This window comes from Natronorubrum sp. A-ect3 (assembly GCF_041821125.1).
GTDB classification, from domain to species: domain Archaea; phylum Halobacteriota; class Halobacteria; order Halobacteriales; family Natrialbaceae; genus Natronorubrum; species Natronorubrum bangense.
On sequence record NZ_JBGUBB010000002.1, the window covers coordinates 1042511 to 1055163 of the forward strand.

The window sequence follows — 12653 nt, forward strand, 5'->3', positions numbered from 1 at the left end:
CCGTCTCCTTTACTCATCTTCTGTCTCGAGCGCGCTGTCCTCACGAACTCGCTCACCCCGTGCAGTCTCGGGGAAGATCTTTCCCGGATTCAACGTGCCCGTTGGATCGAGCGCGCGCTTGACCCGCCGCATCGTTTCGACCGCGCCAGCGCCGTGTTCGGCCTCGAGGTACTCACGTTTGCCCTGGCCGATACCGTGTTCGCCGGTTGCCGTGCCGCCCACATCGAGCGCTTGTTCGACGATCGCTGCGTACAGTTCTTCGCCGCGCTCGACCATCGCTGGATCGTCCGGATCGACGAGAACGGTGTAGTGGAGGTTACCATCACCCGCGTGGCCGAAACAGGGAACGAGCAGGTCGGACGCCTCGCCGAGTCGTTTGGCCTCGTGGACGATTTCTGGATACCGGCTGATCGGCACTGTCACGTCGCCAGGGTGGAGTGGCTCGAGGGCGGGGTCGTAGCTGGCGACCGCGTAGGCCAGTTCTCGGCGTGCTTGCCAGAGGGCGTCCATTTCGGCGTCGTCGTCGCTCATCTCGAAGCGAGCGACATCGTGGTCCTCGAAGATCGTTCGACAGAGCGCGATCTCCTCGTCGACGCCGTGGTTGGCATGGAATTCGAGAAAGACCATCGGCGCGTCCGGCAGGTCAGTGCCGAGATACGCGTTCGCCATCCGTGCGCTCAGTCCGTCGACGAGTTCGATTCGGGCGACATCGACATCGGTTCGAACAGTGTCGAAGACGGCTGTGGCGGCGTCGTCGAGGGTCTCGAAAATGGCTCGCCCACCACGGATCTGGTGGGGTCTGCCCGCCAGTTCCAGCGTGGCCTCAGTGATGACTGCGAGCGTGCCCTCGCTGCCCACGATGAGGTCGGTCAGGTTGTACCCACTCGAGGTCTTGACCGCTCGCGAGCCCGTCTGAACGATGGTGCCGTCGGCCAGCACGACCTCGAGACCGAGCACCCAGTCGGCAACCTCGCCGTATCTGACGGTTTTCATCCCGCTGGCGTCGGTGGCGATCATCCCGCCGACCGTCGAAATGTCGCCCGAGGAGGGCAGCGGCGGAAAGAACAGGCCGTCGCCGGCGACGTACTCGTCGACGGCCGAGCCGATGATCCCGGGGCCGACATCGATCTGGAAGTCGTCGGGTCGGTAGTCGATGACGTCGTCCAGCCGGGTCAGATCGAGGCTGATCCCGCCGTCGGCGGGCACGGCGTTGCCCTCGAGTCCAGACCCTGCGGCGTACGGCGTCACGGGAACGCCGTGGTCGGCCGCCGCGGCGAGAACGGCAGCAACATCGGCCGTGGACTCGGGCCAGACCACCGCGTCGGGCTGGACACCACGTCCGCGCTGTTCTGCGCCCCAGTCCGCAGCGTGTGATTCCCGTCGCCCCTCGGCAAACGATAGCTGGTCGTCCTCGAGGTCGAGTGCCTCGAGAAACGAGCAGTCATGTGTCATAGGCCTACGTTGGGGATGTTCGGTATCAACGCTTTCCACCGCCGGGCGTCGGCTGTCGGCCACCCGGTGGCGAGTCAGCGACCGAGCGGCTGGTCAGTATAGTAGCCGCTGCACGTCGGTGCGCACCTGATCGTACGACAGAAGCGCGGTTCGGAGCGTACGCGGTTCGGAACGAACGAAGTGAGTGAGAACCGCGGCCAGTGCGGTGGGTGTGTCCATCGTTTCAGTTGTTATGATAGCCGTTGGCCAAGCGTATACCAGTCGCGCCGTCATAGCTTCGGCCATGACTGACGAGTCCACCCCACCGACAGCCGACGCCGAAGATCGTGAACGCCTACTTGCCGACCGGACGCAGCGGCTCCATCAGCACCTCGAGGCGACCGCCGAGTTACCCATCGACCGGGAGGCAAACCGCTGGCTCGGCGAAGCCGAAGCCATCGCCAGCGACGTCGCGACGAGCGACCTCGAGGCGGCGACGGTTCACGAACGCGTCGAGAAAATCAACCACCTGCTCGCGGCAGTCGACGAGACCGGCCACGACGAGGCCGACGACCACCTCGAGGCGGCAACACAGGTCGCTGCGGCCATCCTCGAGTCGTCACGCGACGATCAGTGACTGTACTCGAGCGTGGCGTCTTTCGAGACCGCTGCATTTTATGAGAGTCGGTAACGCGATAGCTGATAATGGAAGACAGTCACACGATCCGACAGCCGTCGTGGAGGGATGTCTCGTGAACGCCGAACTGGACCTGCTGGTGAGCCTCAACGACTACGATCGGCCACAGGATGTCGCTGATCGGGCTGTTCAGGCCGAGGGGATGGGATTTGACCGGATCACCGTCGGCGAGACGACCGGCTGGAACATCGTGCCGCCGCTGACGCTTGCGGCCGACCGCACCGACGAACTGGGCATCTCGAACGACGTCATCTCGCCGTTCGGGCGCTCACCGGCGATGCTCGCCCAGACGGCGCTGACGCTGCACGACGCCTCCGACGGGCGCTTTAGACTCGGACTTGGCCCGAGTTCGCCCGCGATTACCGAACGCTGGCACGGCAAGACGTTCGAGCGCCCGCTGCGACGCACCCGCGAAGCCGTCGAGATCATCCGCGCGGTCTATGAAAACGGCTCACCAGCTTACGAGGGCGACATCTTCGATATCGCCGGCCTCAACTACGAACGCGACGTGCCCGAGAACCCACCACCGATCGACATCGCCACCCTCGGACCGAAAGCGACCGAGATGGCCGGCCGTTTCGGCGACGGCTGGGCACCCCAGATGTTCACGAGAGACGGTCTGGAGGAGCGACTCGAGGATCTAACTCGCGGGGCCGACCTCGCGGACAAGACACTCGAGGACCTGCGTGTCGCCCCGATTGTCCGTGGTATCGCAAGCGAAGATCGCGAGGCTGCACGCGAGAAAGCCCGCTCGACGATTGCGTTCATGCTCGGCGCCTACGGTCCCTACTACGGCGACTCGGTCGCCGAGCAGGGGTATCCCGAGGTCGTTTCCGAGATTCGAGACGCGTGGGGCGAGCGCGATACCGACGCGATGGCTGCCGCCTTACCAGACGAGGTGCTCGATGAACTGGCGCCCGCGGGGACGCCCGACGAGGTCCGCGAGTGGGTCGCCAACTACGCTGCCCTCGAGGGTGTCGACGCCGTTCGTGTCGGCTTCGTCGATGGGATGTCCGAAGACGAAAAGACGACGACGATGCACGCGGTCAGCGAACTGGCGTAACGGTCTCGTGCGCCGTCGCTCCCTTTATTATCCTTCCCCTTCGGACTGAAACGGCTCCCCGACGGCGTTTCGGGGCAGTAAGTTGAACACCTCCGTTTCCAGATCGTCCATCGACGCGAACGTGTCGCCATTCGAGTCAGCGACGGTCTCGGCGAGGTTCACCTCGCCTTCGGCGAGAATCAGCGTCACGTCGTCACACTGATCGACGACTGCCGCCTGCGAGATCGGATAGTCGAGCTCCTCGAGCACCGTCTCGAGGGCATTGAGCTTGACAGCTTGTGCCATAGGACAGCCACGACTGCGGTCGGCTTAGCGGTATGGATGGATCAGATTTCGTGATCGTCTGGCGGCTCTCGATCGGAATTCGAACCGATCTATTTGACGCTTACCTGCAGTTTCCGGCCGTCTTAGGGCTCGATGACGAGCTTTCCGAAGACGCTCTCAGTCATCACGTCACGCTGGGCTTGGCCGGCCTCCTCGAGGTCGTAGCTTCGGGCGATCTCGATCGACAGTGCGTCCGTCGCCATGAGATGGGCCACGCCCCGAAGCGGAACGCGCAGATCCGGCGTGTTGAACATACTCATGAACTGGTAGTTGACGTCTTTCGAGCGGGCGACCCCGTCGTTTGTAAACGCCGGGTCGGGACTGTTCTCGCCGATGCCGACGACGCGGGCCCCCGTCGTGGCGACGTCCGCATCGAACTGGAGGTAGTCGTCCAGCCGGTGGTCGAGAATCACGTCGACGCCACCGTTGCTGGCCTCGAGCGTCGCCTCTGTGAGGTCGTCGCGCGCGTAGTCGAGGACGGTTTCGGCACCGAGGGCCTCGAGGTCGTCGTGATAATCCTCGGCGGCGGTGGTGAGCACGCGGGCACTGACCGCGGCCCCGATCTGGACGGCGGCGTGGCCAACACCGCCGGAGCCGCCGTGGATGAGACAGTACTCGGCGGGGTCGAGGGCGGCGTGGTCGACCAGCGCGCGCCAGGCGGTAACGGCGACGACGCCCGCCGCGCCGGCCTCAGTCAGGTCTGCATCGTCGGGCAGGTGGACGACGCGGTCGGTTGGAATCGTCGCGTACTCGGCATACGCGCCCTGGGCGGAGGCGTTGCCGATGCCGGTGCCGAAGACGCGGTCGCCTTCCTCGAACGCCGTGACGGCCGAGCCGGTTTCCGCGACGACGCCGGCGATGTCGACGCCCGGCGTGAAAGGGACCGAAACCGGCTCATAGGAGCCATCCCGGAAGTAGGTGTCGACAGGATTGACCCCCGCCGCGGCCACTTCGACGAGCAACTCGTCGCTGTCGGGCTTGGGTTGGTCAACCTCGTCTACTTGCAGTACATCCGCGTCACCGTGTTCGTGAAGGCGTACAGCTCGCATGACGTTCGAGCACACGCCACAGAACCGTATAAGCGTACAGTTCCACACCTCTCGGCAGGCATATTTCAGCTGTCGTCCGACTCATCGGCGTCGTGATCCTCAGCTGACTTGTTTGCGGTCCACCAGTCGATTGCGAGCCACGGAAGCGAGAGGGTGACGAGCCCCGCGATCAGCGCGAGTGCGAACACCAGCGATTCGATGAGACTCTCGGCCATGTGCGACTTGAGGTGTTCGATTCGGTAAGTGATAGTCTTCCCGAACGGAAAAATCGTCACTCGGTTCGGTCGTACTCGCGTCTATCGCACCGCCTGTGTCGCCTCGTCGATGATCTCGAGTGCCTCCTTCAGTTCGTCCATCCCGGTCGCATACGAGAGGCGAGCGTAGCCCTCGCCGTTTGCGCCGAAGGCATCGCCGGGGACGACGACCACACCCCGGTCGAGCACTTCCTCACACCAGCCCTCGGGCACTTTCGGCATGACGTAGAACGCGCCTTCGGGTTTCGGAACGTCGAGGCCGGCGTCCTCGAGGCCATCAAGCACGACGTCACGGCGATCCTCGAACGCCGCGACCATCTCGTCGACCGGGTCCTGTGGTCCCGTCAGCGCGGCTTCAGCGGCGTACTGGGCGGGTGCAGAGGCACAGGCCTGCCCGTACTGGTGGACCCGAAGCATGCGTTCGATGCGCCGATTGGAGCCAACGACCCAGCCGAGTCGCCAGCCGGTCATCGAGTAGGTTTTCGAACAGGCGCTGACGGTGACGACGTTGTCCGTCTCGGCGAACTGCATCGGCGGATGGTGTGTGCCCTCGAAGACGATGTGTTCGTACACCTCATCCGAGAGACAGAGGACGTCGTGTTCGTCCGCGATGCGGGCAAACTCACGCATGTCGTCTTCGCTCTGGACCGCGCCGGTCGGGTTGGCTGGGCTGTTGACGACGAAAACGGCGGTGTCGTCCGTAATGGCCTCCTCGACGGTAGCGGGATCGAGCGTCAGATCCGCACGCAGCCCGACGGGTTTGGGCGTCCCACCGGCAATCTTCGTCAAGGCATCATACGAGACGAAGCCCGGGTCGGGAAAGATCACTTCTTGACCCGGATCGACGTGGGCCTGGAGGACGAGATGTAGCGCCTCGCTGCCGCCCGACGTCGCGATTAGGTCTTCAGGATCGATCTCGAGGCCGTAGTCGCGGTCGTACTTCGCCGAAATCGCCTCGCGGAGGCTGCGTGTCCCCTTGTTCGAGGTGTACGCGTCGGTCAGGCCGGACTCGATCGCCTCGATCGCGCCGCGGCGGGCGTGGGCGGGCGTCGGAAAGTCCGGCTGTCCGATCCCGAGGTTGATCGCGTCGTCACCTGCAGCCTCGAACACTTTCCGAATGCCACTGATCGATACCTGCTCAACCCGATTTGCGAACGTCGTCATGTCTATACGGGTGGTGCCAATCCCGATAACTCTTGATGTGTGTCCATTCTATAGTAGCCACTGAACGTCAGTGCGCATCCGATCGCACGACAGCTGTGCGGTCAGTGTGCAAACAGTTTCAGTTGTTACTATACCAGCCGCCCACACGTCTAGACGATCGCGATATTCTTGTCTACAGAACTGAACGTGACGAAACCGATATACGTCCACCAGCGCAGTAGTCTGGTAATGACGTACTCCCGACGACGCCTTCTCGCTGCCGGCGCGACCGGAACGCTCGCGTTGACAGCCGGCTGTCTCGATTTCGTCCGTGGCACTGGCCCGCTCGAACTCGAGGCCCAACGGGTCGCCCCGACCGACGAGGCGCTCGCCGAAACCGGCTACGAGGAATCGGAGATCACGGACCGATCGATCGATGAAACGATCGAACTCGGCGTCGAGCGCGACGTTCGGGCAACGGTCTGGACGTCGATCTATTCGAAGACCGTCGACTATCAGGGCCACGAGTACGAGGGCAGTTCCTTCGTTGCCGTCTCGATTCCGGACTACTCGGTGCTTGGCTACTCGGCGAACCCGATCGGGAATATGGACAACGAGGAACTTCTCGAGGAGTTTCTGGATGAACTCGACGATGATCACTCGGTCGAGAACATCACCCACCAAGAGTCGTTCTCCCTCGACATCTTAGCGGAGAGCCGAGACGTCGACGTCTTCGAGGGTGAAACCGAGTTCCGAGGAGAGCTGATCGATATCGAGATCACGTTGACCTCGTTCAGCCACGAGGACGATATCCTCGTCTTGATCGGCACCTACCCAGCCCCACTCGCCGAGGAGTCGGCCAACACCGAACTCCTCATGGAATCCGTCGAACACCCCGTCTAGACAGCGGCGAGTAGAACGGCAAACTCGAGTTGGACCCAGACCGCAGTCGTTTCGCGTGTTGATTTCACGAGTAGCGCCGTCGCTGCTCGGTCAAACCACTCGAAAAATATCGACTCGTCGTGTGGCGAGTTAGTAGAACTCGCGGACGAGGTCCATCGCGTCGTCAGGAGCGCCCTCCGGAATCTCGGACATATCCTCGGTGACGCCGTGTTGTTCGTGGTACGGGACGGAGTTTTCGTCCTGGTACATGACGCCCTGGTACTCTTTGTCGCTGTCGAGGATGACCTGTTTGGCCGCCTCGTAGTCGGTTGGGTCGTGACCCTCTTCTTTGAGATCGACTAAGTTGTCGCGGAAGTAGTCGTAGGTGTCGACGTCGTTGAACGTGACACACGGGCTGAAGACGTTCACGAAGCCAAAGCCGTCGTGTTCGACGGCCTTCTGGACGATTTCCTGATGGCGAAGCGCGTCGGAACTGAACGACTGCGCGATGAAGGATGCACCGGAGGCAAGCGCGAGCGCGAGCGGGTTGACTGGTGGCTGTTTCGATCCTTCTGGCGTCGTCGAGGTCTCGAAGTCCGAGCGCGAGGTCGGCGACGCTTGTCCTTTCGTCAGGCCGTAGATACGGTTGTCCATGACGACGTAGGTCATGTCGACGTTCCGGCGGACGGCGTGGACGAAGTGGCCGGCACCGATCGAGTACCCGTCACCGTCACCACCGGCGACCATCACTTCGATGTCCGGTCGGGCCATCTTGACACCGGTTCCGACGGGGAGTGCACGGCCGTGAACCCCGTGGAGGGCGTAGCTGTGCATGTAGGTCCCGATCTTGCCGGAACAGCCGATTCCGGCGACCACGAACGTGTTGTCGGGGTCGTTGCCGGTTTCGGCGAGGGCTTTCATCATGCCGTTCATCGTCCCGAAGTCACCGCACCCGGGACACCAGGTCGGCTGCTTGTCGGATTTGAAGTCTGTGAATCGGACGTCGGAGCTCATTGTGCTGGCACCTCTTCGGAGAGTTTCTCGGTAATCTGTTCGGCGAGTTCGTCCGCTTTGAAGCGAACGCCCGTGTATTTGTTAATGCGTTTCACACGGGTAAGGACATCGTGTTCAATCAGGTCAGCAAACTGTCCCGTAGCGTTACACTCGACGACGATCACGTCGTCTGCAGCTTCGATCTCGTCGGTGAGATCCGGCCGTGGGAAGATGTACGGTACCGAGATGACGCGGATGTCGATGCCGTCTTCCTCGAGGTAGTCGAGTGCTTCGGCGAGTGCGCCTTCGTTGGAGCCCCAAGAAATAATGAGGTTATCGGCGTCTTCGTTGCCGAACTCTCGGTAGTCCCAGTTCTCGTTTTCTTTTGCGGTCTCGACCTTTCGAGATCGCTTGTCGACCTGTTCGACACGCTCGTCCTGCTCTTCGGTCCGGCGACCGAGTTCGTCGTGCTCTAAGCCTGTGCTCATGTGTGCGCCGTCAGTCGTTCCGGGGATTGCACGGGGACTGACACCGTCGTCGGTGACGGCGTGGGCGCGGAAGCGGCCCTGTTCGTCGAGCCACTCGTCGATGTTGTCCTCGTCGACGAGCTTGCCGCGGTCGATCTCGACCTCGTCCATGTTGAACGCCTCTGGCGGGAACGTCTGTTCGGTAACAGACATTGCCAGGTCGGAGATGAGGAACACCGGCGTCTGGTATTTTTCGGCGAGGTTGAACGCCTCGACCGTCTTCCAGAAGCACTCGGTGATCGACGTGGGCGCGACGACAAAGCGTGGGACTTCGCCGTGGCCAGCGTACAGCGCCATGTTAAGATCGCCCTGTTCCTGTTTCGTCGGCATCCCCGTCGAGGGACCGGATCGCTGGACGTCACAGATGACCAGCGGCGTCTCGCTGGTTGCGACCAGGCCGAAGGTTTCGGTCATGAGGTCGATCCCGGCACCGGATGTCGCGGTCATCGATCGGGCACCGGCGCGTGCGCCACCGAGCGCCATGTTGATCGCCGAGAGTTCGTCTTCGGCCTGCACGACGTGACCGCCGTAGTCCTCGATTCGGCCCGTCAGATACTCCATGATCGACGTCGCGGGCGTGATGGGGTAGCCGGCGTAGAATCGGCAGCCAGCGGCGAGTGCGCCCATCCCGATCGCTTCGTTACCGTTGAGCAGGATGTAGTCGTTGTCGGTCGTCTCGAGGTTGTAGCCGAGATGATCCAGGTCGTAGTGTTCCTGGACGTACTCCTGTCCTGCGCGGGCGGCCTTTTTGTTGTTCTCGACGATCTTCGAACCTTTGCCACCGAAGCGCTTCTCTAAGGCTTCGTCGAGGTACTCGACGTTGAAGCCGGTAATCTCACATGCGGCGCCGAGGGCGACGATGTTGCGCATGATTGCGCCACCGGCGTCTTCAGCGAGCGATTTCAGTGGGACGTCGACGGCGTTCATCTCCTCAGGGATCTCCGCTTCCCAGGACCGTTCGCCGTCGTAGATGATCGCACTGTCCTCGTGGAGTTCGTCGAGGTTTTCGTCGATCGTTCGCTGTGTCAACGCGACCAGAATGTCCAGTCGGTCGACGACGCTCTGGACCTGATCGACGGACGTGCGAATCTTGTAGGCTGTGTAGCCACCGCGGATTCGCGACGCGAAGTCTTTCGACGTGAATACGTGTCGTCCGGCTCGGGAAAGTGCCTGAGCGAAGATTTTTCCGGTGGAGTCGATACCATCACCGGCTTCGCCTCCGACCGCCCAGTTGAGATCCTCAGCCATGTTATGCAGAACGTTGCTCCCAGTAAATGAAAAGGCTTCTGAAAGCTTGAGCAGTTTTTCCGGTTCTGAAAAGAGGTTTTTACTCTGGGATGAGTATATCGGACGAAAGATCGAACGGAACGGCTTTTCACGCTCCCGCCGAAGCGCTTCAGTATGGAAGGGACGCCAGTTACCGTCGAATCAGTACGTGAAGTCGGTCCCGGAACCGTTGCACTCGAACTCGAGACGCCTGACGGGTTCGATGCCGCACCCGGTCAGTTCGTCTTGCTCCGAGCCGTCCCCTGGGACGTCGCGGACGACGAGGAGGTCGACGAGGACGACGTCGTCATGCGCCACTACACGCTCTCGTCACCGTCCGTCGACGAGACGTTCGAGATCACGGTCGGGATCGACCCCGACGGCGACCTCTCGCCGTGGCTCGCCGATCTCGAGGGCGGCGAAACCGTCCACATCGACGGGCCATTTGGAACGATCACCTACGAGCGCGACGAGGACGTCGTCGCTGTCGCCGGCGGCCCAGGGGTTGGCCCTGCAGTGTCGATCGCCGAAGCAGCCCAGGAGTCGGGCCACGACGCAGTCGTCATCTACCAAGACGACGAGCCAGCCCACGTCGAGCGCCTCGAGGCCCTCGAGGCGGCGGGCGTGGACGTCGTCCTCCTCGACTCGGACGATGACGACGGACTGGCCGATGCGATCGACACGCACCACGCGGACGGCCAGCTCTACGCGTTCGGCTTCGAGTCGTTCGTGACGGCCGTCGCGGATGCAATCGAGGACGCCGGTGGCGATTCCGACGAGGCGCTGATCGAGAACTTCGGCTGAACGTTCGCCGTTTGCGTCACCCGCAGTTTCCCGTTGTTCGCAAGCACATGTTTCTCCCGCGCTCCTCCACTACTCGGTCGCATGGTTGACGACGATCTTGAACTCGAGCGCGAACTCGGCAACGCGACCATCGTCTACGACGACCCCGATGAGGGGACGGTCGAAAAGACGGTACCGAACGAACACGTCGCCTACTTCCAGGATCACTGGATCATCAAGACCGACGAGGACGACCAGGGCCACGACATCGTTCGACGAATTCCGTCGGGACGGGTCCACTACGTCGAACGGTCCGTCGAACAGTTCGAAGACGAGGTCGAGACCCTGGTCGATCGGGTCCAGTCGTTTGCCAGCAATCTCCAGACGAAGATCCCGGTCGGTGGCGACAGCGACGAACGAAGCGAACAGCGCGAGCCACACCGCATTGACGTCGGGTCCGGAGCCATCGACGAGCGCGACGAGCCGGATCGGTAACTCGAGACGCGTCGGTGCACAGTCGGCCGCGAGCTCAGTGCTCGACGAACTCGACCAGAATGCCGCCCGTGTCTTTTGGATGTAAAAAGGCGACCTCGTGGCCCCACGCACCGGGTCGTGGCTCCTCGTCGATCAGCGTCACGTCGTGCTCGCGTGCGCGCTCGAGTGCTCCCTCGATGTCGTCCGTCGCGAGCGCGAGGTGGTGGATACCGGCCCCGTTAGACTCGAGATAGCGCGCGATCGTGCCGTCTTCAAGCGGTTCGAGCAACTCGAGGTAGCTCTCGCCACACTCGAGGAAGACGACGCGCATCCCGTCGAACTCCTCTTCATGGACGGCCTCGAGGCCGAACAGGTCTTCGTACAGTGTTGCGAGTTCTCGTGCGTCTTCGGTCGCGATTCCCGCGTGATCGAAGTGCATGGGAGACCGTTTCGTGGGGGGCGACAAATATCGCGGTGATATCGATCGCCAACAGTAGGCCGGCGAATATATCGACTGGGAGGACGTACAGTACTGCGTATATGCAGATCACGAACACTGAAACGGTCCCCGACCACGACATCGTCGAGACGCTCGGTATTGCCCGCGGAAACACCGTCGAAGCGCGAAACGTCGGCCGTGATATCACACAGTCGATCCGCAACGTCTTCGGCGGCGAACTCAAGGCGTACTCCGATCTCCTTTCGAAGGCACGAGATGAAGCGATCGACCGCATGGTCGCAGACGCCGAGCGGATGGGTGCCGATGCCGTGGTCAACGTCCGCCTCGAAACCTCCCAGATCACCGACGGCGGCTCCGAAGTGATGGCCTACGGCACTGCCGTTCGACTCCGATAAGATCGCAGTCGGTGGTCGACTCGACGTTCCGTTCGGTCGTTATCGAAGCCCAAGTGTGGCCGCCAGGTGGTCCCAACGACTATCGCCGACCTCGGCGACGGCCGCCAGCTCGTCGGGCGACAGCTCGAAATCGAAGACGTCCGCGTTCGCCTCGATATGTCGGTGACTCGCCGATTTCGGGATCGCCGCGACGGCTGGCTGCTGGAGCAGCCACCGCAGCGCGACCTGTGCTGCTGACTTCCCGTACGGTTCGCCGATCGCCTCGAGTCGATCATCTCCCGGCACAACGCCCTCCGCGAGCGGGCTGTACGCAGTGAGACAGATCTCGTGGTCGACACAGTACTCGAGCAGCTCGTCTTGATCGTGATAGGGGTGGTATTTCACCTGATTCGCGACGATCGGCGTCTCGGAGTGCTCGCGGGCGGCCTCGAGGCCATCGACGCCGAAATTGCTGACACCGATATGATCGACGCGGTCGTCGTTCTGGAGGTCGTTCATCGCCGCCAGCGTCTCCTCAAGCGGAGCCTGCTTGCTTGGCGCGTGGAGCAAAAGGAGGTCGACGGTCGACAGGCTGAGTCGCTCGAGGCTCGCGCGCGTCGACTCGAGAACGTCGTCGAAAGCGGCGTTGTCGGGATGGACCTTGGTAACGACAAAGACGTCGTCGCGGTCGACCTCGCTTGCAGCGACGGCTGCGCCGACTGCACGCTCGTTGTCGTACATCTGGGCGGTGTCGATATGGCGGTACCCGACCTCGAGGGCCCGTTCGACGGCCCGTTGGCACTCGTCGCCAGTCATCCGTGCAGTGCCGAAACCGAGCGCCGGAATCTTGGCATCGCTGGCAGCCACTGTTGCCGTCGATATCGTTGCATTCGAATCCATACCACGACAGTCACCGACTCGGCTATTCAAACT

The 12653-nt window shown here is 62.4% G+C and carries 15 protein-coding genes; 6 read left to right on the forward strand and 9 right to left on the reverse strand.

Going from position 1 to position 12653, the window contains the following annotated elements; genetic code table 11:
- Positions 1-9 precede the first annotated feature (9 nt).
- Positions 10-1452, reverse strand: a complete 1443-nt coding sequence (locus tag ACERJA_RS11885) for an FAD-binding oxidoreductase (RefSeq protein WP_373608403.1) — start codon at positions 1450-1452, stop codon at positions 10-12.
- Between the two features lie 283 nt (positions 1453-1735).
- On the opposite strand from ACERJA_RS11885, the gene ACERJA_RS11890 reads away from it, so the two are divergent.
- Both ACERJA_RS11890 and ACERJA_RS11895 read left to right on the forward strand, forming a co-directional pair.
- Entirely contained in the window at positions 1736-2068 is a 333-nt protein-coding gene (locus ACERJA_RS11890; protein WP_373608404.1) for a hypothetical protein, read from the forward strand.
- Positions 2069-2183: 115 nt separating this feature from the next.
- A complete protein-coding gene (locus tag ACERJA_RS11895; protein WP_373608406.1) occupies positions 2184-3191 on the forward strand; it encodes a TIGR04024 family LLM class F420-dependent oxidoreductase in 1008 nt (335 codons plus the stop codon).
- A 27-nt stretch (positions 3192-3218) separates the two neighbouring features.
- Here the strand turns inward: ACERJA_RS11895 and ACERJA_RS11900 are convergent, their stop codons facing one another.
- The 4 genes from ACERJA_RS11900 to ACERJA_RS11915 all read right to left on the reverse strand — a co-directional run bounded on the left by ACERJA_RS11900 (position 3219) and on the right by ACERJA_RS11915 (position 5982).
- The gene (locus tag ACERJA_RS11900) at positions 3219-3476 is read right to left on the reverse strand and encodes a hypothetical protein (RefSeq protein ID WP_373608407.1); all 258 of its coding nucleotides are present in this window, start codon (positions 3474-3476) and stop codon (positions 3219-3221) included.
- Positions 3477-3598: 122 nt separating this feature from the next.
- Complete coding sequence (locus ACERJA_RS11905) at positions 3599-4564, reverse strand: NADPH:quinone reductase (RefSeq protein WP_373608408.1); 966 nt, start codon at positions 4562-4564, stop codon at positions 3599-3601.
- A gap of 65 nt (positions 4565-4629) precedes the next feature.
- Entirely contained in the window at positions 4630-4779 is a 150-nt protein-coding gene (locus ACERJA_RS11910; protein ID WP_373608409.1) for a hypothetical protein, read from the reverse strand.
- Positions 4780-4860: 81 nt separating this feature from the next.
- Complete coding sequence (locus tag ACERJA_RS11915) at positions 4861-5982, reverse strand: pyridoxal phosphate-dependent aminotransferase (RefSeq protein ID WP_373608411.1); 1122 nt, start codon at positions 5980-5982, stop codon at positions 4861-4863.
- A 228-nt stretch (positions 5983-6210) separates the two neighbouring features.
- On the opposite strand from ACERJA_RS11915, the gene ACERJA_RS11920 reads away from it, so the two are divergent.
- Positions 6211-6864: a DUF6517 family protein gene (locus ACERJA_RS11920; RefSeq protein ID WP_373608412.1), complete on the forward strand. Its 654-nt coding sequence runs from the start codon at positions 6211-6213 to the stop codon at positions 6862-6864.
- A gap of 129 nt (positions 6865-6993) precedes the next feature.
- On the opposite strand, the gene ACERJA_RS11925 is transcribed toward ACERJA_RS11920, so the two are convergent.
- Together ACERJA_RS11925 and ACERJA_RS11930 are read right to left on the reverse strand one after the other, a co-directional pair.
- On the reverse strand, positions 6994-7857 hold the full coding sequence (locus ACERJA_RS11925; RefSeq protein ID WP_006065760.1) for a 2-oxoacid:ferredoxin oxidoreductase subunit beta: 864 nt from the start codon (positions 7855-7857) through the stop codon (positions 6994-6996).
- Positions 7854-9611 carry a 2-oxoacid:acceptor oxidoreductase subunit alpha gene (locus ACERJA_RS11930; RefSeq protein WP_373608413.1) on the reverse strand — a complete coding sequence of 586 codons (1758 nt, stop codon included), beginning with the start codon at positions 9609-9611 and terminating at the stop codon, positions 7854-7856. Before ACERJA_RS11930 ends, ACERJA_RS11925 begins: the two co-directional genes overlap by 4 nt.
- 153 nt (positions 9612-9764) lie before the next feature.
- Between ACERJA_RS11930 and ACERJA_RS11935 the strand changes: the two genes are divergently transcribed.
- Positions 9765-10433: an FAD-dependent oxidoreductase gene (locus ACERJA_RS11935; protein ID WP_373608414.1), complete on the forward strand. Its 669-nt coding sequence runs from the start codon at positions 9765-9767 to the stop codon at positions 10431-10433.
- A gap of 81 nt (positions 10434-10514) precedes the next feature.
- Positions 10515-10907: a hypothetical protein gene (locus ACERJA_RS11940; RefSeq protein ID WP_373608415.1), complete on the forward strand. Its 393-nt coding sequence runs from the start codon at positions 10515-10517 to the stop codon at positions 10905-10907.
- Between the two features lie 34 nt (positions 10908-10941).
- Here the strand turns inward: ACERJA_RS11940 and mce are convergent, their stop codons facing one another.
- On the reverse strand, positions 10942-11325 hold the full coding sequence (mce, locus tag ACERJA_RS11945; protein ID WP_006065764.1) for a methylmalonyl-CoA epimerase: 384 nt from the start codon (positions 11323-11325) through the stop codon (positions 10942-10944).
- Between the two features lie 101 nt (positions 11326-11426).
- Here mce and ACERJA_RS11950 point away from each other — a divergent pair, with 101 nt between their 5' ends.
- On the forward strand, positions 11427-11741 hold the full coding sequence (locus ACERJA_RS11950; protein WP_373608417.1) for a YbjQ family protein: 315 nt from the start codon (positions 11427-11429) through the stop codon (positions 11739-11741).
- A gap of 39 nt (positions 11742-11780) precedes the next feature.
- Here the strand turns inward: ACERJA_RS11950 and ACERJA_RS11955 are convergent, their stop codons facing one another.
- Positions 11781-12620: an aldo/keto reductase gene (locus tag ACERJA_RS11955; protein ID WP_373608419.1), complete on the reverse strand. Its 840-nt coding sequence runs from the start codon at positions 12618-12620 to the stop codon at positions 11781-11783.
- Positions 12621-12653: the final 33 nt, after the last annotated feature.